The organism is Komagataeibacter rhaeticus, assembly GCF_011611525.1.
Lineage (GTDB): Bacteria > Pseudomonadota > Alphaproteobacteria > Acetobacterales > Acetobacteraceae > Komagataeibacter > Komagataeibacter rhaeticus.
The window spans coordinates 39565-61284 of record NZ_CP050139.1; the positions used below are offsets into that span (position 1 = coordinate 39565).

At 53.8% G+C, this 21720-nt stretch carries 13 protein-coding genes and 3 pseudogenes; 10 read left to right on the top strand and 6 right to left on the bottom strand.

What is annotated here, in order from left to right; genetic code table 11:
- Positions 1-125: 125 nt before the first annotated feature.
- The 4 genes from GWK63_RS00195 (at position 126) to GWK63_RS00210 (ending at position 5542) form a co-directional block, all read left to right on the top strand.
- The gene (locus tag GWK63_RS00195) at positions 126-1097 is read left to right on the top strand and encodes a magnesium transporter CorA family protein (RefSeq protein WP_034930197.1); all 972 of its coding nucleotides are present in this window, start codon (positions 126-128) and stop codon (positions 1095-1097) included.
- A 201-nt stretch (positions 1098-1298) separates the two neighbouring features.
- A complete protein-coding gene (locus tag GWK63_RS00200) occupies positions 1299-2564 on the top strand; it encodes an outer membrane beta-barrel protein (RefSeq protein WP_007397194.1) in 1266 nt (421 codons plus the stop codon).
- Positions 2565-2830: 266 nt separating this feature from the next.
- The gene (locus tag GWK63_RS00205) at positions 2831-3889 is read left to right on the top strand and encodes a glycosyltransferase family 4 protein (protein WP_237701072.1); all 1059 of its coding nucleotides are present in this window, start codon (positions 2831-2833) and stop codon (positions 3887-3889) included.
- Between the two features lie 501 nt (positions 3890-4390).
- Entirely contained in the window at positions 4391-5542 is a 1152-nt protein-coding gene (locus GWK63_RS00210; RefSeq protein WP_223846594.1) for a polysaccharide biosynthesis/export family protein, read from the top strand.
- 428 nt (positions 5543-5970) lie between these two features.
- On the opposite strand, the gene GWK63_RS00215 is transcribed toward GWK63_RS00210, so the two are convergent.
- Positions 5971-7257, bottom strand: a complete 1287-nt coding sequence (locus GWK63_RS00215) for a glycosyltransferase family 4 protein (RefSeq protein ID WP_039998588.1) — start codon at positions 7255-7257, stop codon at positions 5971-5973.
- A 326-nt stretch (positions 7258-7583) separates the two neighbouring features.
- Here GWK63_RS00215 and istA point away from each other — a divergent pair, with 326 nt between their 5' ends.
- The 6 genes and pseudogenes from istA to GWK63_RS00240 form a co-directional block, all read left to right on the top strand.
- The gene (gene istA, locus GWK63_RS00220; RefSeq protein WP_408885786.1) at positions 7584-8768 is read left to right on the top strand and encodes an IS21 family transposase; all 1185 of its coding nucleotides are present in this window, start codon (positions 7584-7586) and stop codon (positions 8766-8768) included.
- A 391-nt stretch (positions 8769-9159) separates the two neighbouring features.
- A pseudogene (locus tag GWK63_RS17505) lies at positions 9160-10947 on the top strand (tetratricopeptide repeat protein); the annotation flags it as partial.
- A gap of 78 nt (positions 10948-11025) precedes the next feature.
- A complete protein-coding gene (locus GWK63_RS17135; RefSeq protein WP_240919159.1) occupies positions 11026-13731 on the top strand; it encodes a glycosyltransferase in 2706 nt (901 codons plus the stop codon).
- A 115-nt stretch (positions 13732-13846) separates the two neighbouring features.
- The gene (gene rfbB / locus GWK63_RS00230) at positions 13847-14902 is read left to right on the top strand and encodes a dTDP-glucose 4,6-dehydratase (protein ID WP_039998535.1); all 1056 of its coding nucleotides are present in this window, start codon (positions 13847-13849) and stop codon (positions 14900-14902) included.
- A gap of 29 nt (positions 14903-14931) precedes the next feature.
- A complete protein-coding gene (locus tag GWK63_RS17510; protein ID WP_223846716.1) occupies positions 14932-15009 on the top strand; it encodes a sugar phosphate nucleotidyltransferase in 78 nt (25 codons plus the stop codon).
- Positions 15000-15290, top strand: a pseudogene (locus GWK63_RS00240) (glucose-1-phosphate thymidylyltransferase); the annotation flags it as partial. The gene GWK63_RS17510 and the pseudogene GWK63_RS00240, both read left to right, overlap by 10 nt.
- A gap of 209 nt (positions 15291-15499) precedes the next feature.
- On the opposite strand, the gene GWK63_RS00245 reads toward GWK63_RS00240, so the two are convergent.
- From GWK63_RS00245 to GWK63_RS00265, 5 genes and pseudogenes are all read right to left on the bottom strand, one after another.
- The gene (locus GWK63_RS00245; RefSeq protein WP_099963281.1) at positions 15500-16651 is read right to left on the bottom strand and encodes an AGE family epimerase/isomerase; all 1152 of its coding nucleotides are present in this window, start codon (positions 16649-16651) and stop codon (positions 15500-15502) included.
- Between the two features lie 577 nt (positions 16652-17228).
- Positions 17229-18197, bottom strand: a pseudogene (locus tag GWK63_RS00250) (IS481 family transposase).
- A gap of 104 nt (positions 18198-18301) precedes the next feature.
- A complete protein-coding gene (locus tag GWK63_RS00255; RefSeq protein ID WP_034930510.1) occupies positions 18302-18949 on the bottom strand; it encodes an ABC transporter ATP-binding protein in 648 nt (215 codons plus the stop codon).
- 46 nt (positions 18950-18995) lie between these two features.
- Complete coding sequence (locus GWK63_RS00260) at positions 18996-20189, bottom strand: capsule biosynthesis protein (protein WP_034930507.1); 1194 nt, start codon at positions 20187-20189, stop codon at positions 18996-18998.
- A 95-nt stretch (positions 20190-20284) separates the two neighbouring features.
- On the bottom strand, positions 20285-21559 hold the full coding sequence (locus tag GWK63_RS00265; RefSeq protein ID WP_007397177.1) for a polysaccharide biosynthesis/export family protein: 1275 nt from the start codon (positions 21557-21559) through the stop codon (positions 20285-20287).
- Between the last annotated feature and the right edge of the window lie 161 nt (positions 21560-21720).

Below are 21720 nucleotides of genomic sequence, written 5' to 3' on the forward strand. Positions count from 1 at the left end.
TGCCGGTTCTGGACCCAATGGCGGCAAAATACCAGCCCCCGACCATGCCGGGCATCTGTAATGATTTGACATGTTTGGTATCGCATGATGGATGGACACCCCCAGAAACGTAAGAAAGACAGCCCATGTTTCTAGCGCATCGCCCGGGCGCTCCGGCCCGGACCGTGAGCACAGCAGCCGATGGGGCGGGGGCTGCATGGCTTGACCTGCTCAACCCCACCCCGGAGGAGGAAGCCCTGGCCGCGCAGGTGACCGGCCTGCGCATTCCCACCCGTTCCCAGCTGGATGAAATCGAGAGTTCGTCGCGCCTGTTCATGGAAGGGGATGCCGTCTACCTGTCCACGCCGCTGGTGCGCAAGACGCCGGATGATTTCTTTGTCTCCCCCGTGGGGTTCGTGCTCATGCACGAGCGGCTGCTGACCGTCCGTTATACCGGTTTCAGCGCCTTTGATGTGGTGGCCCGACAGGTAGCGACCCAGACTACGCCGCTGGGGGCCAATGAAGCCGGCATCCTGCTGCTGGAGGCGGTGGTGGACCGGCTGGCCGATATTCTGGAACATCTGGGGCAGGCGCTGGATGGCATGTCACGCGATGTGTTCCAGTCCGAACAGCCGGGACAGGCCCAGGCGGGCACCCTGCTGCGCAACATGCTGCGCCGGGTGGGGCGGTCGGGTGATCTGGGTTCTTCCGTGCGTGACAGCCTGCTGGGACTGGAACGCATTGCGATCTTTCTGGGTGAAAACAAGCGTCATGACCTGTCGGAGCGGCTGCAGGCACGGCTGGGCACGGTGGAGCGTGATATCCGTTCGCTGAACGATTTCGTCTCCCAGACGGCAAACAAGGTGCAGTTCCTGCTGGATGCGACGCTGGGGTTCATCAGTATCGAGCAGAATAACGGCATGAAGATCCTGACCGTGGTCAGCTTCATTGGCGTGGCACCGACGCTGGTGGCGGGCATCTATGGCATGAATTTCCATGACATACCGGAACTGAACTGGAAATACGGCTACTGGTATTCGCTTGTCCTTATGGCGGCGACGGTGGTGCTGCCGCTGCTGTGGTTCTGGCGCCGGGGCTGGCTGGGCCGGAACCAGTAGCGTCTGTCCTGATTTGGATACGATCCTGATACGAGATTATTTTAACAATTTTTGTTTCCAAAAGGGGATGAAGCAACATAAAATAAAGTTCATGTTCATGTAAGGAACATGCATCAATTGGGATGCCGGTCTGGATCTGCTGATGGGGGAACGATCACTATGAAGCCAGGTTGCAGGATTGGGTATGTCCTAGGCATCACCATGGGCCTGACGGTCCTTTCCTCCGCCGCAAAGGCGCAGGTGCAGGTTTTTTCCGGTCTGAAACCCGATAGCGGGGTCACGCGCTGGCTCAGGGACATCACACTGACCGGCCAGATCGAAGGCGGCATCATGGCCAATCCCGCCCGCCCCCAGCCCGGCTACAATTTTGGCGATTTCTTTGCCGACCATGCCAATCAGGTGCAGCTGAACCAGCTTGAATTCACTCTGAACAAGGCTATCGATTCCAGCGTGAACAAATATCAGGTCGGCTTCACGCTGGAGGCAATGTACGGCTCCGATGCCCGCTACTACCATCTGGTGGGCATCAGCGACCGTGAATGGAGCAACCGCTACCAGCTTATTCCGGCGCAGGCGCATATGGATGTGCATCTGCCATGGGTGACCAAGGGCGGGCTGGACATGCAGGCGGGCATCCTGCAGGCCCCGATGGGGGTGGAAGGGCTCGACCCCGCCTCACGCGCGTTCTACACGCTGGCCTATACATCTGAATATTCCGTGCCGTTCCAGCATGTGGGGGCGATGTTCAACTGGCACGTCACCCCCATGGTGGACGTGACCTTCGGCATTGATACCGGCAACCAGACAACCTTTGGCCGGTCGGACAACAATAATGCGCCGGCGGGCTATTTCGGCTTCAACCTGAACAATCTGGCCCATGGCAAGCTGAAGATCGTGGAACTGAGCCGCGTGGGGCCGGAAGATTCGTGGCGTCTGATCGGTCATTACGAGGCCGACCATGCCAACCGCTTCTGGAACGACATCAACGCAACCTACCAGGTCAATGATCGCCTGACACTGACGGCCGAGTTCAATTACCTGCATGATGAAGGTGTACGCGGCCTTGGGGCGAAGGGGCAGTTTGCCGGGGCAGATGCGGAAAGTTTCGTCAGCTTCCTGAGCTACAAGGTCAACGACAGCCTGACCTTCAACTATCGTGGTGAAATCTACCGCGACAACAACAATTCCATGGTCGCCACCTTCATCGGCAACAACTCCTACATGGAAGCCATTGCCGGGACGGGGGGGCTGGTCATGGCCGGGCCTTCTTCCTCAAGTCACGGCACGACCTATGGCGAAATGACGCTGAACATGAGCTACCGCCCGAACCTTGGGCACCATGTACGCGTGTTCCAGATCCGCCCGGAAATCCGCTTTGACCGCTCGCTCAACGGCAGCACGCCGTTCAATGGGGGCCGCAACAACGGCATGTTCACCTTTGGTGGGGATGCGGTGATCGGGTTCTGATCCCTCACCGCATGGCGGGACACAGGGCAGGGGCGGTCAGGCCTGTGCATTGTAAACAGGGATATGGATGGGATATTGACCTGATCCAGTGGGTGCATAGCTGGTGAACGATCAGCCGGTCCGAGGCCGGGACAGGCCATGCCACCCGGACACTGGATTTGGGATGGCCTATGCCAGACGTATGGATTGATACCCGTGGTACGGCCCTGGACGGGGGCACAGGCATTGCGACCTATGCTACAGGGCTGGCCAGCACGCTTGAGCGGATGGGTATTACGCCAGATTTCCTGCGGCTGACGCCCGCAGGCGCGCCCGTTGCGCCGGGCCGTCCCGGTGCCCTTACGGTGGCTTCCTGCATTCTGAGGGCACTGGCCCCGTGGGTTGGGATAAGGCAGGACTGCGAAGGGCATCCCTACCTGCCGTACATGTTCCGCATGGGAAATACGCATTTACGGTGTTTCGGCAGGCCTTTGTGCCTGAAGGCCACAACGCCGCCCGCCATCATGCACTGGACCTACCCGCTGCCGCTAAAGGTCAAGAATGCGGTCAACATCACCACGATACATGACATCATACCCCTGCTGAATCCTGACTTGACCGGAATCAACCCCGTCAGGATGAAGAGGGTCCTGCGTGCCGTTACGCGAAATATGGACCATATCATAACGGTGACGGAAACGGTCAGGCAGCAGGTGATCACGCATCTGGGTGTGGATGAAAGCCGCATTACCAATCTGTACCAGTGTGCCGGTATCAGCGTTGAAGAGGCACGATTGCTGCCAGAGGCTGAACGCATCGCGCCAGCGGATGCATTTGTATGTGTGGGACGTGTGGAAGCGCGAAAAAATATCCGTCGTCTGGTTATTGCCCATGGCATGAGTAAAACCCGCCGCCCGCTTGTCATTATCGGGCCGGATGGGGACGACCGTCCCGATCTGTCACCGGTGCAGGCTGGCCAGACAATCATCCGCGTGCCCTGGTGCGCCCGGCCATCCCTGCTCCGGGCGATGGCGGAAGCACGGGCACTGCTTTTCCCTTCGCTGGCGGAGGGATTTGGCCTGCCCATCATTGAAGCCATGTCTCTTGATATACCCGTCATGACGTCCATGGGCGGCGCTACGGAAGAGGTGTCCGGTGGCGCTGCATTGCTGGTCGATCCACTGGATAGCGACCAGATGCGCAAGACCATTTGTGTATTGGATGGCATGGATGCGGAAAAACGGGAGAATCTGTGTAAGAATGGTCGGGAAAGGGCAAATTTCTTTTCGATTGATTCCCAGGCTGCGCGAATGAAAGTATTTTATAAAAATCATGCGATTGGTTAAGTTGCAAACAGCATATATTTTTGTTTTGGAAATTATAATTTTTTAATTACTTGATAATTCATTGTTTCTGTAGGGATGGCGGAACGCATCATGCAGCGTGAACCGTTTTGCGTGTCCATGCCGGTATCCGGGTATGTCAGGCCCGTGCATACGGATATCCGTAACCCTGGGTTGTGTGCGCATTTCATGGAACCGGAAGGTGGTTGCGATGCCGACAGTATGGTGTGGGGGTAAAACCATTGTCGTGGCACGCCGGAGTTGGCGTTAACAGGATGTGTCGGTTCCCGGAGCGGTTCAATATATGTATGGTCAGCTAGAATATGAACTGATAAAAGGGCCGCCTGTCGATTTTTTATCTGCCATGGATGTATGTTCCACTCGGCTCAGTTTTCTGCCGGTTTCTTAATCACTTGCCAGGGTGTTACATTGACCAAATTCTGTTTCCTGAAAGACATGGGGCCAGTTCAGCATCGTGCATTGAGCAGGAAGCGCCTTGCTGTCATGGGCGGAGCACTCATGTTTCTGGCAGGGTGCAATGCCCTGCCCAATAGTGGTCCGACAGAGTCTCAGATCAATCACGCCCAGCAAAATCCCAAAAAGAATGCTGTAGGCTACGGCATCGTTCAGATCAGCCTTGACCTCATCACGTTACTGGACAGCGAAGGGCCGCCATCTTTCAGCAGTCTTGACGCCGATAACGTGCCGGTAGCCCCAGGCAAGAACGATACGGTTGGCCCGGGGGATATTCTCCAGGTATCCATATACGAAGTCGGCAGTTCGCTTTTTAGTGCCAATAGCGCGACCATGCTTGCATCCAGTGCAAGCGGAACCAATACGCTGCCCAGCAGTGCGTCTTCCTCTACATTGCCGCCAGTTGTTGTTGATGGCAGTGGAAATATTCTGGTTCCGTTCGCAGGCCAGATCCATGTAACGGGCATGACCGCACATCAGGTGGCTGATGCCATCCTGGCCCGGTTGAAGCAGAAATCGCAGTCGCCCCAGGTCCTGGTCAGGATTGCGAGCGATATTGCCAATTCGGTCATGGTCTATGGTGGGGTGCGTATGCCCAGCCGTATACCCCTGACGCCAAACCGTGAGCATATTCTTGATGTCATTGCGCTGGCCGGGGGAGTAGACCATACGACCCAGGCTGACGAGGATTATATGATCCGGCTTGTCCGTAATGGACATATTGCCGAAATGCCCCTTAAGGTTATTGAAAATGAACCTGCGCAGAATATTGCCATGCAACCTGGTGACCGGGTTCAGGTAATATATCATCCCCGTACTTTTTCGGTATTTGGTGCGAGTGGCAAGATTACCCAGACACGGTTCTCCATGCCCACATTGACCATGGCGGAAGCCGTGGCGCGTGTAGGGGGGCCTGTGGAATCACGGGCTGATCCGAACGGGATCTATGTTTTCCGGTATGAGAATGCCGATGTCCTGCGTCGTCTGGGCCTTCCTGTTGATGAAAAGGCATCGGTTGCACCCGTGGTCTATCAGCTGGACATGATGAACCCCAGCAACTACTTCCTGGCGCAGAAGTTCATGATGCGGGACAAGGATCTGATCTACATTGCCAATGCTTCGAGCAACAGATTCTACAAATTCTTTGGCCTGATCACGACCGTTATTTCTACTGCCGAATAACCCCTTTTGTTGAACACCATGCGCAATGCTACATGCAGGAATCCGGGCATGTAGCATCTTGCCCGCCTGCTTCACGGCTGTTATGCGGCATGCTTATAAAAGGCTGTTTGAAAAATCAGCAGGAGATATATCCTGCAATCATAAAATCGGGTCCGGGTGAAGCTTTTTCCTGAAGGCTTCAGCAGATGTCGCCTTTCTGAAAATAAGGCGACACCCTCGATCTGTAAGAAATATTTGAAAACAACTCATTGTAAAAAACAATAAAATTTTTTGGGTGCCACCTTTTTTAAAAGTGGCGTTCTTTCGAAGCTTTTGCAAAAAGCTTCACCAAAAAATTTCTTTAATTTTAAAGCACGATCATGAGCTGACTTATTAAACAGTCTCTAAGGTTTTTCGGAATGAATCGTTTCCAAATGGTCTTCGGGATATTATCGTAATACATCCTGATATAAAGCCTTCAGCCGGTCAGCATAACGATCTGGAGAATAGGTTGCCGCCTGTATGGGGCCTTTTGCTTTGAGATTGTTATAGATGGTATCGTCCCTGTCTATTTTTATGATACCGGAGGCAATGCTGTTGGTATCATAGGCATCAACGATCATTGCCGCATCACCAACAACTTCAGGTAGACCACCTTCCGAGGAGCAGATTACGGGTGTACCGCAGACCAGTGCCTCAAGAGCGGGCAGGCCAAAACCTTCTGCAAGTGAAGGAAAAAGCAGGCCGCGTGCATTGATCAATAATGAAGTTAATAAATAACGGGGAAGGTATTCCGTGTGAATAATACGACCAGTATCAATTCCATGTTGCAGGAAACGTAATTCCTTATCATTTTTCCATCCCATTGCCCCAACGATCACCAGTTTCCTTGATGAACTGCTGGCAAGAAATGCCTCTATCAGGCGACCGATATTTTTCTTTGGCTCCAATGATCCAAAAAACACAAAATATCCATCACGATCTATATTGAAAATACGACCGACTTCATTAAAATTTTCATTCTTTATATGATTGTGTATGTCTTCATCATAGGTTTGGTATGCATTATGTATACGCCCGCTGGCTTCCGGGAAGAAAGATAGAATTTCATTTCTGGAGGATTCTGATACGGTGCATATTTTCCCCTGCCCCGAGCAGATATCTTTAATCAGATTATAATAACTACTTTTGTTATCTAGTGTTGTTTGTGGAAGCCGCAGGGGAACAAGGTCATGCAATGTATATATATTTATGGATTGATTTAATTTTATGGGAAGTGGATAAGTCCAGTGCATTATTTCTGGTGGATTTTTGACCTCTATTTCTATGAATTTTCCGGTTTTTCTATAATAACGATGTGCTTTTTTAAAAATATTACGGATATTTATGATACGGTCGTTTTTCGGAAGATGACTTTCAAAGCCGCGTGTCTCGACACGGCCACTTAAAAATATTTCTCCTGACCGCCAGTCTTTCATCTGTTGGAGATTGCGCCACCAGCCTAATGAAAAGGGAGAGGACGATTTGACAATTTTCTCGTCGGCTAAATTGTTAAAGAACTGTACTTCCCGTAGCGCGGGTGGGCTATCACAGGGAATATCAAGGCCATATAGTAGATCTACACCATAGTTCATCTTGTGTATGGTATTGGCAAGTGTTCGTGCATATGTCGCCACCCCTGTTCCCTTGGGAAGGGCAAGGTTGAGGCCATCAATTCCGACAGACAATTTATTCATGATACTTACTAAACTAATGTCCCGCTGGTTTGGCAACAAATGACATCATACTGTGTTTTCCGTAAAGCAGCATGAAGTATGATTACATATATCTTGAATCCCTTTATAATGCCAGAAGAAAGCGTTTGATGCAAAATGGATGTCCCTGCGGCAGCGGGTGTGAGTGCTGGTTGTAATCTCCCCAAATGTGCTGGTTGAAAATTCCCCAGTTTGAGGACTGTGCGTGATCGTCATGGGGGCATGCCCCCATGACGATCACGCGGCACATTTATCCCTGCTGATGCCAAAGGAAGGGCGAGCAGGTGATAGGACTCAGGGAGGTCGTTTTGATCCAGGAACTCAAAAGACAGGGGCTCAGCATCAGCGCCATCGCGCGCCAGACAGGGCTCGATCGCAAGACAGTGAAGAAGTATCTGGCCAATGGGCTGGAGACTCCAGCCTATGCACCGCGTAAACCGGTGGCCAGCGCAGCAGAACCTTATCGAACCTATCTGTTGGAGCGGATGGCAAGTTATCCCGGACTTTCATCGCGCAGGCTGCATCGTGAAATTCGCGACATGGGATATGACGGTGCCTATTCATCGCTGACGGAATATCTCCGGCAAATCCGCCCCCCGCTGCCCAGGCCTTATGAGCGGCGCTTCGAGACCGGAGCCGGCGTTCAGGCGCAGGTCGATTTTGCGGAATTCCAGACAGTCTTCACCGGCGAGCCAGGCATCGTGCGCAAGGTCTGGTTGTTCAGCATGGTGCTGGGGCACAGTCGCTGGCTGTGGGGACGTTTCTGCCCGAACCAGGGTCTGGAAACAGTGATGCGTTGCCACATCGCCGCCTTCGAGGCGATGGCGGGCTGCTGCACGGAAATTCTCTACGATCGCATGAAGACCGCTGTCATCGGTGAGGATGATGCGGGCGTGGTGACCTACAATGCCTCGCTGGTGGCGCTTCTGGCCCATTATGGCAGCGCCCCCAGAGCCTGCCAGCCCTATCGCGCCAAGACCAAGGGCAAGGTCGAGCGACCCTTCCGCTACATCCGTCAGGACTTCTTCCTTGGCCGCAGCTTCCATGATCTCGATGACCTCAACGCCCAGTTCGACGTCTGGCGCGCGGATATCGCCAACGCGCGGGCACATGCCACCACCGGGCGGATCGTGCAGGAGCATTTTGCACAGGAGCAGCCCCATCTGCATCCATTGCCTGCCCTGCGCTACGATGCTGTTCTGAGCGTCGAGCGGCGGATCAGCCGCGAGGGGATGGTGGCGGTGGCCGGCAATTATTACAGTGTGCCTGACACTGCCCGCCGTCGCGTGGTCGAGATCCAGCACCATACACATGAAGTCCTGATCTTCAATGCTGTCGTCGTCCACATCGAAGGTGCCAGCTATCGCCTGCGCCAGCATGCCGATCTGATCCCCGAGCATACACGGGCCCACGCCAATCTGATGCCACCGGCAGCGCCAAAGCGCCGCGGTAGGCCCCCAAAGCATGGAGCTATCGATCACCTCAATGGCTGATCACCATATCCGTGCTGGGGAATTTTCCGACAGCACATGTGGGGAATTTTGAAACAGCATTTACAGCGGGTTTGGCATGCCTGCCCAAGGTACACATATGACAGGGATCCGGTCAGCCTGAAACTGGCATCCTGGAGCAATCAGGGTACGCGCTGGTTTGCCGCATGGATGCAGGATGTCGTGGCCGATGTTACGACTTTTATCCATATGTACAGCGAAAATTCCAGGCATGACAAAGGGACGTACCACCGGGCAGGCTCTCGCTTCGGTTAATCGCTTCTGCTAAAAGACAGCAAGTGGCTGGATATTTTTTCTTATTCAGATAGTGTTATTGAAAATTTTCATTGATTCATGACCTAAGCCACCAGTTAATATCGGAGATAAGTATTAAATGGAAAAATTTCTGCCTCTTTTGAAAAGGAAATATAAGAAGTTACTTAGTAAAGCTGATATATGCCGGGATAAAGGTGACTGGTCAGGCGCGATTACCTATTATGAAAAAAGTCTGGAAATCGATCCCGACAGACGGGACATCTGGGTGCAGCTTGGCCATGCCCTGAAGGAAGCCAATTTTCCCGAAAAGGCCCTGGAAGCCTATCGTTCTGCCTGCGCCTTGCCGGGAAACGATGGTGATGCCCCCCTGCATTTCGGGCTTCTGGCCCAAAGAATGAACAAACCCGTTCTTGCCATGGCAGGCCGGCGCCAGTTACTGCAGGAGAACCCCGATCATCCTGATGCAGACCATATATATTCTTACGAAAGAATGCTGGAGGAAGCGCATACCTGCCGGGATGAAGGAGACTGGTCAGGCGCGATTACCCATTATGAAAAAAGTCTGGAGATCAATCCCGACAGACGGGATATCTGGGTGCAGCTTGGCCATGCCCTGAAGGAAGCCAATTTTCCCGAAAAAGCCCTGGAAGCCTATCGTTCTGCCTGCGACTTGTCGGGAAATGACGGTGATGCCCCCCTGCATTTCGGGCTTCTGGCCCAAAGAATGAACAAACCTGTCCTTGCCATGGCAGGCCGGCGCCAGTTACTGCAGGAGAACCCCGATCATCCTGATGCAGACCATATATATTCTTACGAAAGAATGCTGGAGGAAGCGCATACCTGCCGGGATGAAGGAGACTGGTCAGGCGCGATTACCCATTATGAAAAAAGTCTGGAAATCGATCCCGACAGACGGGACATCTGGGTGCAGCTTGGCCATGCCCTGAAAGAAGCCGGTTTTCTCGACAAAGCCCTGGCAGTTTACCGTCATGCCAGCACATTGCCTGGGAATGATGGTGATGCGCCCCTGCATCTGGGCCTTCTGGCCCAGAGAATGGCCAATATTCCTCTGGCCCTGACGGGTCTGAACCAGGCCTTGCAGGAAAAACCTGATCACCCCGATGCGCTTCGTGAACTGGACAATATTAAACACGCAACCCAGGGACCGCGGCATATTATTGTCAAGGAACCGGGGCAGATCCTGAAGCGTGATGTAGCCATCCTTATTACCCATGTACCCGCAGGGCGCCTGAAGCCCCATGTCCTGCCGTATATGAAACAGTTGCGGGATGCTGGCCTGCTGGTCATTCTTGTTGTTATTGTTGACCGCCCGGTGGAATTTACCGAAGAAGAGAGTGCCGTGGCCAATGGCATCATCGTGCGGGATAATGCCGGCTACGATTTCGGGGCATGGCAGCATGCCTTCCAGCTTTATCCTGACCTGTTCGGCGCAAATTTCCTTATCATAACCAATGATAGCGTCATACCTACGCTGGAGAGCGATGTATTCCAGAGGATGATCGACCGTATCCGGAGCTGTCCAACGGATATTGCCGGGCTTACGGCAAGCCATGAATATGGTTGGCATATTCAGAGCTATTTTCTCGGCTTTAAACCAAAGGCGCTCTGTTCTTTGGTGTTCAATGATTTTATTCGCAATATAGAACGAATTGATGATAAAGATACGGTAATCCGTATATATGAAATCCCGTTCGCCAAAATAATGCAGGCAGGCGGCCTTACAATCAGGGCGATTTATACAAGTCCTGTCTCGGCCAATCCGACCATTTTTGGCTGGAAGGAACTGATCGATCAGGGTTTTCCTTTCATTAAACTGCTCATGCTGCGCAAGGAATTCGCAGCCTCTACAGGGCACAAGAAATTTCTCAGGAAATTGCAGAAGAGCTGGCCTGCCGTCTTGCAGAAGACAGGCTTTGACATCAATCTGGTCCGGGCTTCGCTTCTTGCAGGGGAACTTTCCGACTTGCCCGTCGGGGCAGAACGTGGGCTGCTGGTCGACAGACAGCCCTATACGGTCATCCTGCCGGACCATCGCCTGCGTGTGGCCTGTCTTGGGCCATGGAATTATGAAGGCAGGATCGGTGCGACAAGCCGTGAACTGCTATGCACGCTACGGCGCGCCGACATTCAACTCAATGCCTATCCCATTGCCAGACCTTATCATGACCATCAGCAGATCTGTCCCGCCATAGAGACGATCGACTTTCATACCCAGCCAGACATTGCCCTGATCCAGTTTGATTCGCTCTGTGCGGAAATGCTGACCGATGCGCAGCATGCCGTCATCGCGTCTGCCAAGCAGCGTATCGGGTACTGGACAACAGAAATGGACAGCCTGCCGCCAGCTTGGCACAAGCAGTGTAAGGGGATGGACCGGATATGGGTGTCCAGCCCACGTTGCGCGGCTTTGCTGGCTGGCAAGGTCAGTGTGCCGGTGGAGGTCGTACCCCGTGCCGTTTACATGCCTGCCTCCATCGTGTCGCAGCGTCAAACCATCTTGCAACGTAGCCGGATAGACCCGGACAGCCACATTATTTTTGGCGTTGTGGACATGGGCGATAGGCTGGCACGGGAAAATACCGCTGCACTGCTTGACGCCTTTGCCCGGTCTGGCCTGGCACAGGAAAACTGGACGCTGGTTCTGGTACATCGAGGTGCCCATACAGAACCGGAAGCCGAAAAAAACCTGTCCGCACTGATGACCCGGACAACTGGCGTCCATGTCCTTGAAGGCCATGTGGATGACAATGAGGCAGGCAGTCTCTTCAATATATCCGACATCTATGTCAGCCTGCATTCTGCATTGGACGCGAGACAGATCGCTGCCGAAGCCATGGCCATGGGCAAATCGGTCATCGCGCCCGACAGTACGGATATCGCGGAGTTCCTGGATAAAAGTTGCGGCTACCCCGTGGCATCCGCACAGGAAATGGGCACGGCCAGCACAGACCGGACCGCACCGGGACACCCGGGCGGCAGGATGGATGAAGCCGCCATGGCAGGCGCACTGGTAAAGGCGGCAGGAGCCGTTGCGAACCGGAACCCTGCCATTGGCACGGCCGCCAGGGAAAGAATTTCACGTCTGTTTTCTGCCGACACGATAGCGCATACGATCATGGCGCGTCTGTCAGATGTTGCGGCCAGCACCCAGCCTGACCGGACAATGCTCCCGCACAAGCGGCGGCCGATGACCCATCTGCCCCAGCCCCCCCAGGTCAATCCCACTTTTGCATCCGCACAGGAATTCGATGCATTCGTACCTGCAGATGGCGTGATGCCTGTCCGGCTTGCCCATGATCTTTCATGGAATGAAAAACCGCTTCCTGAAGGTGCAGCGGATGACTGGCTGTTTTTTGCGCCCCATAACGCCTATGTCTCCCCCGATGTTGTTTCCCTGCTTCTGGATGCGGCGGAACGGCGGCCGGATGTCGTGCTGTTCTATGCGGACGATATTGCCGCGGAAGAAGACATGCTCGACCGGATCCGCCTGAAACCGGATTTTGACCGCACATTACTGGCGGCACAGGATTATATCGGCGCACCTGTTTTTATTCGTCGTCACACCCTTCTGGAAGTGGGCGGACTGGATTCCCGGCATGGCACGGCGGTTCTTTACGATCTTGTCCTTCGCGTGGCTGAAGCGGGAAAAACGATAAGCCGGATCCCGCATGTCCTGGTCGGTTATAAGGGCCAGCGCCCCGTTGCGGACACCCAGGCGCGTTGTATCGCCCTGTCCGCGCAGGTGTCTGGTGATGGTATCGAATTCGCTCCTGGCAACAGCGCCGGGCTACTCTCGCAGCAAAGGCGTTTCACGGATGATGCGTGCCCGTCCGTCTCGATCGTGATTCCGACCTGCCGGAGCCGGGTATCCGGGTCGGACAAGACCTATGTGGAACATCTTCTGGCAGGGATTGCCCAGGCCCGCTGGCCCATGGACAGGGTAACCGTGATTGTCGGTGATGATGTTGCGGGGGAACCGGACTGGGCGAAGCGCGAGTGGCCTTTCGCGTTCAGGCGGGTTGAAACCGTAAGGCCGCCAGGCACATGCTTCAACTATGCAGCGAAGATGAACCGGCTGTGGCGAAGTGCTTCGGATGAATACATCATTTTCCTTAACGACGACGCGAACCCGCTTACGCCTGACTGGATAAGGGCCATGCTGGGCTTCGCATGCGATAAAACGGTCGGGGGTGTGGGCGCGCGTCTTTATTACGAGGACGGCAGCCTTCAGCACGCAGGCATATTCCCTGCCTTTGGGGCTGTTGTCCACGCCTGGCTCAACTGGCCCGCCGGTGCAAAAACCTATCAGGACTGGGCCATGGCCCAACGTGAGTGGTCCATGGTCACAGGTGCGGTGTTTGCAACCAGACGAACGGTGCTGGAGCGGATAAACGGGTTTGACGAACGCTTCAGCCTTGAATTCAATGATATCGACCTGTGCCTGCGCATTCGGAATCTGGGGTACCGCCTTGTTTACAACCCGGATGCAGTCTTTACCCATGCGGAGAAAATCTCCCGTGGCGAGACGATTCCACCCGGGGAAGAGCGGGCCCTTTTCCTGTCACGGTGGTCCCGCTGGCTTGAAAATGATCCGGCTTCCCATCCCCGGTTTGCTAGGGGGCGACTGGATCTGGTGGCGGAACCGGAAGCCAGGGCATGGTACGCATGACTGCCAGACGGGGGAAAAGGGCACGCTTTCGGTGCCCTTGAAACCTGTTTATTTATTGAATAAAATGGGTGTCAGCTAATATTTTTACAAAAATTGTTAAATTTTTGGAAGCATAATGAAAATATTATTAAGTGGGGGATGCGGATTTATTGGTTCTTCTGTGGTAAGGCATCTTATCCGCAATACGGAACATGGCGTCATCAATGTAGATTGCATGACCTATGCCGCTTCTCCCGATAGCGTGGCGGAAGTTGCGTCCAGTGACCGCTACCTTCATAGTTCCGCCAGCATCCTTGATGCCACGGCGATGCAGCACCTGTTTGAAACCCATCAGCCTGATGCCGTCATGCATCTTGCGGCGGAAAGCCATGTGGACCGTTCCATTGATGGGCCGGGTGTGTTCATGCAGACCAATGTGATGGGCACGTACACATTGCTGGAAGCTGCTCATCGCTACTGGAAAGGGCTGGATGGCAACCGTCGGAAGGCGTTCCGCTTCCATCATATCTCCACCGACGAAGTCTTCGGCCATCTGGAACTGGGCGATCCGCCCTTTACCGAAACCACACCCTATGATCCCCGCAGTCCCTATTCCGCGTCCAAGGCGGCATCCGACCATATCGTGCGCGCGTGGTACCATACCTATGGCCTGCCCACTTTCGTAACCAATACCACGAACAACTACGGGATCTGGCACTTCCCTGAAAAGCTCATCCCGCTTGTCACCATCAACGCCATCGAAGGGAAGGAACTGCCGGTTTACGGCAGGGGTGAAAACATTCGCGACTGGCTGTTCGTGGAAGATCATGCCGAGGCCCTGGTCAAGGCGATCGAACGCGGGCAGCCGGGTGAAACCTACGCTATTGGTGCGCGCCAGCCCCGCACGAACCTGCAGGTTGTCAAGACCATCTGTGCCGTGCTGGATGAACTGGTGCCTGATCCCGAAGGGCCGCGTGAACGCCTGATCCGTTTTGTCACGGACCGTCCCGGTCATGATTTCCGTTACGAGATTGATCCCAGCCACGCTGAACAGGCGCTGGACTGGAAAGCCCGGCACGATTTTGAAACCGGCATCCGGCGTACCATCCAGTGGTATCTGGATAACCGCGCCTGGTGGGAAGGCATTCGTGCGCAGCGCTACACAGGACAAAGACTGGGAACAAAGGCATGAAAACCACATCCGTGACACAGCCCCGGCCGATGAAGGGCATCCTGCTGGCCGGTGGGTCCGGGACGCGCCTGCATCCTATGACACTGGCAACATCAAAACAGTTTTGAACAAGATGTATCTGGGAAAAGGCACGCTGAATGTTGACCAGTTGGGGCGTGGATGCGCCTGGCTGGATGCCGGCATGCCCGACAGCCTGATGCAGGCCAGTAATTTCGTGCAGACCATTCAGTCACGCCAGGGCATGCTGGTCGGTTCGCCCACCGAAGTTGCGTTCCGCATGGGTTATATAGATCGTGATGCCCTGCTGGCACAGGCCGGGAAGATGGCAAAGACCGAACTGGGTCACATGCTTCGGTTTGTGGGACTGGAGCATAGTCCCGGGCATTGACCCTGTTTTTCTGAAATCGAAGTCAGGCTGGCCCGTTGGTTCTACAGTTGCATTGTGTGGTGCATGACGAAGCCATGAGGTGGGAAGCAGGGTCATACGCGACCTGCCCCCATGCACGCCATAAAATGCAACTGAGTGTCAGAGGTTGTTTGGAAAGCCTGGCGAGAAGATATCTAGCAATCATAAGAAAGTCTTGGATAAAGCGTTTTTCAAACAGCCACTGTGTCATATCCAGGTGTGGATTGGGCACGGAGCAATTCGGTAAACGCCAGTTGCAGGTGATACAGGGAGGTAGACGGAATTTTGTCGACCTTGGGGCTACCATCAAAACGGCGATGGTCAATCCATGTACCCAAGGGGGCATGGTCCAGATAATGGCGGAACAGGTTATCAACAGTCACGCTGATCTGGGGAGATGTATCCAGCCCGAATGTTTCCATCATCGCAATATGTGCCTTTAACGCTTCCGTCTGGGGCCAGAGGCGGCTGTCTCTGCTCAGGGGGGCACCAGTGGACCTGATCTGGTCATAAATGAGACCAGTGTGCGCGTCGGTGCCGTGACAGGTGGCAAAGGCATAAAGACGTTGGACATCATCCAGCGTTGCCAGTCCAAGCAGACGGTGTGCACGCACCAGAATCCATACCCATTCCAGCATATGGCCCGGCTCGATAATATGTCCCTCTGCGGAATCCAGCGGCTTCCAGTCGGCAGTGAAAAATTCACGCAGGACACCTGTTTTGCGGTCTATGATATGATGCAGGAAAAGATCGGCCACCTGGTGCGCCAACGCAGCGAAGCGCGCGTCACCACTGGCATCAAGCATTTCGAGCGCCGCTTCCATGATATGCATATGGGGGTTCTGCTGTCGTGGCCCGGAAGTGCCCGCATCGGCCAGCCAGCCAAGGCCCCCGGGTGCCTTCAGGTCACTGTTCAGGGTGGTGATCACCCCGGCAGCGCTTTCAATCAATACCGGGTCGCGCGTCAATCGATAACGCCACGCATGGGCCAGTAGCACGAAGGCCAGATCATAGGCATCGCTGGTCGGGTCAATAATGACACCGGTGCGATCCATGCGCCGTGCCCATCCCCCGTCACCACGCCGGGCATGCCTATCGAAAAATTGCCAGCAGTTATCAGAAATTTCGCGTGCGCCAGGGAGGCCCAGAAGAGCGGCCTGTGAAAAGCAGTATAACTGCCGGGCCTGCGCGCGTACGCGCTTGAACGGTGCCCCGCCATCACGACCGGCCAGATCAAGGTATTCGACAAAGCCACCATGCACCCTGTCCACGCCATGCGCCGCCCAATAAGGCCAGGCATGATCATACAGCCAGGTCCGAACCCGCATGCATTCCTGCTTCATCCGTGTTCCCGTGCTCATCTGGGAAAATCCATGCCCGATCGGTCAACTGCCGGTTGCCTGACCTGTGGCAGGTTATCCCCGGTGAAGACTGCTCCTTCAATTCCAACTTACTGCAGTTGCCGCCACGTTCCTATCGGCAGTGCCAATCATGCTCGTATGCGTGTGATCCACATCATGATCTTTCATCCGTGGAATTAGCATGCCTGATGCAGGCTTGCACATTGGTGAAATGTGTCATTAAGTCATGAATCATGTTTTTCGAATGTTGGGGTCACAGGCCATGCCATTGGCGTTCCTGCCTCGCGTAATACCGCGTCATTCACACGTTTTCTCAGCATAGTCACCGCATCCAGCGTGCAGACTGTGGCATTCTTTTGCATCAGGTTACTGATCGCCCAATCTGAGTATTCCCCGAGCGCATGGATCAGTCACGGTAGCCGGGGATACCATTCTTCATTGGAGCAGACGTAACTGATGTCATCTGTTTTTGCTGACCAGACCGGACTGGGAAGTAGCGGACTGCTTCCCCATAAAGTTTCTGCCTTCATGCAAAATACCCAGGATCAGAATGCACGCCTTAGATGTTTAGTCCCAGGATTTGATGGTGCGGATTTTGTATGAACCGTGATGGGTCTTTTTCCCGCTGCTGGCAAATGAATTCATATGGGGTGAGCCCGCGCAGTGTCTTGAGCCTGCGATCGAAATTGTAGGCTGCGACGAAATCGCTGAGGTGCTGGCGCAGTTGGTCGTGCGTTTCGTAATGGAAGTGCTTGACCGTTGCCTCCTTGATCGTCCGGTTCATGCGTTTGACCTGGCCATTCGTCCACGGATGTCGGGGCTTTGTCAGGCGATGCTCGATATCGAGGTCGGCACAGGCCGCTTCGAAAGAATGGTAACGAAACACGATGCCATCGGCCCACATGGCTTTGATATCCTCCGGTGTCCATCCGTCGCCGGTCGGATCGGTGAAATGCGTGCCGTTGTCGGTCAGCACGGTATGGATGCGGTATGGAACCGTAGCGGCAAGGGTGTGCAGGAAGTCACCGGCAATGCGACGTGTTGCTTTCTGGTGCAGTTGGACAAATGCGAATTTCGACGTCCGGTCAACCACCACGAAGAGATAGAGGCGCCCCATTTCGGTGCGGACTTCGGCGATGTCGATATGAAAATAGCCGATCGGATAAGTCTTGAACTTCGCGCGCTTCGGCTTGTCGCCCTCGGTGTCGCGGGCAGTCGGCTGATCCCATGGCGCTGAAGACAACGATGCAATGAAGAGCGCGTCAGACGCGGGATCGTCACCTGTAGCGCGTAACGGCAGTCGTCCAGGGGCAATAATGTATGGCGGCGGAACGCTACGACGATGGCTTCCTCTTCGATCGACAAGACCGTCGAAAGAGGAGCCTTCGGGCCGCCCTTTCCATTTGGCAACCGTCTTCGAGTTGATCCCGTAGCGTTTCGCCAGAGCCCTCAGGCTCTCTTGACTATGCTGTATCGCTCGACGGACTGCCGCTGTCGTCGTGGCGTTCCCGTGGTGAACCTGACCCATAGCGCATCCTTCCACTCTCGTGAAAATAATGCACCATCAAATCCTGGGGCTAAACATCTAGTTTGAGAAGTCACGCACAATAATATAATAAAAATTCACATGAACTAAAGAGAATGGTAAAGATCGATACCTTCTTCAACGCTACTACATTCAATCATTTTTTTATTATGTATCACTGCACTTCTGTCACATATTTCTTTAATGAAGTTCATGTCATGAGAAACGATAATCAGCGCCCGATCTGCGCGTTTGGTAAAAAGTTCATCGCGGCAGCGTTGATAGAAGCGGGCATCGCCAACCATGATTACTTCATCAATAAGATAGCAATCAAATTCGATTACAACAGAAAGCGCAAAGGCAAGTCGTGCCCGCATACCAGACGAATATGTTTTAACAGGATCAAGAAGCTGCTTTCCCAGTTCTGAGAAATCATCAACGTATTTACGTGTTTTCTTATAATCCAGATTATAGATACGGCAGATAAATCGAAGATTATCAAGTCCGCTCAGACTGCCCTGAAACGCGCCGCCAAATGCAAGGGGCCAGGAAACAGACATGCTCTGTTCAATCCGGCCAGAGGTTGCCAGTTCAACGCCGCCGATAATCTTGATCAGCGTGGATTTGCCTGCGCCGTTACGTCCCAGAATACCAAGCTTTTCGCCCCGTTCGATCTGGAAGCTGACACGGTCCAGTATGCGACGGGAGCCTTTGTCGATATGGTAGTCTTTAACGATGTCTATACAGCGCAGCATGATGGATTCTTTTTTGCAAATTACGTCATGAAACGGATCGGACCATCTAGTGCAGATTGCGTTCCTGAGCACTGGCAATAAGAAGCTTGCCCATCACGTACAACCCCAGCAGGGACATAAACACGATGCTGAGAACCAGAAGATTGCGGGGGTATTCGGGCCAGTCGGGTGCATTGGGCTGGGCAACTTCATCCACATAGATCATCTGTTGGTTGGCCTGCTGCTTGGCAGCTTCAAGCGATGCAACATTACTGGCCAGGATACGCTGCTGCAGTTCGCGTTGTACCATCAGGTCATCATAGCCGGTAATTTTGGGAACAAGCGACTCATCGGAACCTGTAATAAGTTTGCCGGATTGCTTTATCTGTTCCTCTAAAATGGCAGCCTGTCGCTTGTAGGCGGCAATCAGGGGGCTGTTCGGCGCTGATTGCTGCAACTGGTTCAGCTGCATGTTTGTGGAAGTCAGCATGTTCTGCAGATTGGTTACAAAGCTGATCATCGGGGTAGATTGCCGCAGGGGATCAATCAGGGCCACGACATTACGGTATTCTGCCAGTTTCTGGTTGATTTCGCGCAGCTTCGCCTCTGATGCCTGCACATCAAGTGAGGTCATATGAATCAGGTTCTCACGCTGGCGCCGATTGATTTCGTTCACCAGGTTTTCGCCAGCATTCAGAAGGGCACGGGCAACATTCTGGGAATCAGCTGCGCGGAAAGTACGAACCGTCAGAATGGAAATATTGGTTTCCGTATCCTGCTCAACCAGTACATGATTCTGGTAGTATTTATAAAAATGCTCGAAGTCTTTCTTGAATCCAAGCCCGGACAGACCGGAAAAGCGGGCAATAAAGTCAGCTTCCGGACGTGTGTAGACATCAAGCAGGTTATTCTGCTTGATCAGAAGTTCGGCTGCGTCGCGGGATTGGAGATAGTCCTGGACTACATATGTATTTTCTGAGGAAACCCCGCCTCCTCCGCCGCTGGATTGCAGGATATTGCTCAGTGAGATGCCCGACTGTGATGAATGGCCGCGCACCACGAAATGTGCTTCTGATATATATTGAGGTGTAGCGATTAATGTCAGGTACAGTACTGTCAGTAAAGTCGGTGCAATAACGAATATAATGAAATACAGATTGTCCCGTATCCGGTTCTGAATTCCGCCCAGTAGCCGTGCCAGCACGGAGACATCTTCGGGGCGATACGACCCTTCATCAGGAGCATGTAGATCGGTATTCATAAAATGGACTTCCGGGAGAGGAGAGAGGAGGGTGTCTTGCTGTAACAGGTATGGAAGGTATTTCTGATGGTCCTGCTACTTGTTGGGCGCGGCTTTTATCTGACAATCCATGCTGCTGCAATTCCCGGTGCAATGACCGTACTGATGAGGCTGAAGAATTTATAGAATTTGTTACTGGCGGCATTGGCTACATAAATAAGGTCCCTGTCCCGCATAATGAATTTCTGTGCAAGGAAATAGTTGCTGGGGTTCATCATGTCTATCTGATAAACCACCGGTGCCGTGGGGGCACTTGTGTCAACCGATATGCCCATGCGCTGAAGGACATCCGTGTGCTCGAAACGGAAGAGATAGACGGCATTCGGGTCGGCGCGTGCATCCGATGGGCCACCGATGAGGGAAATCGCATCCGTCATTGTCAGGATCGGTGTCGGGAACTGGATCTGGTTTACGTGCTCACTTGCACCAAACGATGTAAAGGTACGGGGTTCATATGTTAGCTGGACCCGGTCACCCGGCTGCATGACGATATTCTGGCTGGGGTCATCCTCGACGACCTTGAGAGGGACTTCGGTCACGCGACCATTGCGGGTCAGGCGGACCATATAGTCCTCGTCCATCTGGTTCTGGACCTGATTCTGGGTCTGACTGGCATGTTCCTGTCCGCCCGCCAGTGCGATGACATCCAGGATATGCTCCCGGTTTGGCGTGAGCGGAATGCGACTGGGGCGCCGGACACCGCCGTAAACCATCACTGAATTGGCAATATCCGTTGCAATCCGGACCATGACCTGGGGGGCGGCAGATTTCTGCTTCAGCCTGGACTGGATGGCCTGGGCAGCCTGGCTGGCCGTCATGCCGGCTACATTGATCTGGCCCACAAACGGAACCTGAACGTTGCCATTACCATCCACGCCCAACAGGGGAATGGGGGAGGGCTGGGCAGCCCCCAGCAGACCATTGCCGGAACTGCTGCTTGCCGCGCTCATGGCTGAACTGGATGAACCAAAGAGCGCGGTCCCAACTTCATAGACGGCAACCTGAATGACATCGCCGGGGCCAATCGTATCATTGGTGCTGGTGCGCATCGGATGGGGATCGGCGCTGTCCAGACTGCTGAAAAGAGGGGGGGCCTCGCTTTGCAGGGACGAGATCAGCTGTGGTGTAATGGGGATGATGCTATAGCCAACCGCATTTTTTTTTGGATTACGCTGGGAACTGTTGATCCGTGATTCGGTCGGGCCACTATCGGGTAAGGAATTGCAGCCTGACAGCAGCAGAAGTCCCCCGGTCAGTGCGATGATCCATCTTCTGTTTCGAACATGACGTTGATGTGGCTTCAACTCTTTTGGGAAACAGAAGATTGTCAATTTAGCACCGTGTCTGAGAATTATGGCAAAAAACGGTTGGAATCGAAATAACCTCATGCATCATGCATACTACCAAGAGGCACAGGCACTATCAACGGATCGCCTTTTATCAGGTTTTCTGTAGGCTGGCCATATGCAGAATACGCATGTTGTATCCATAG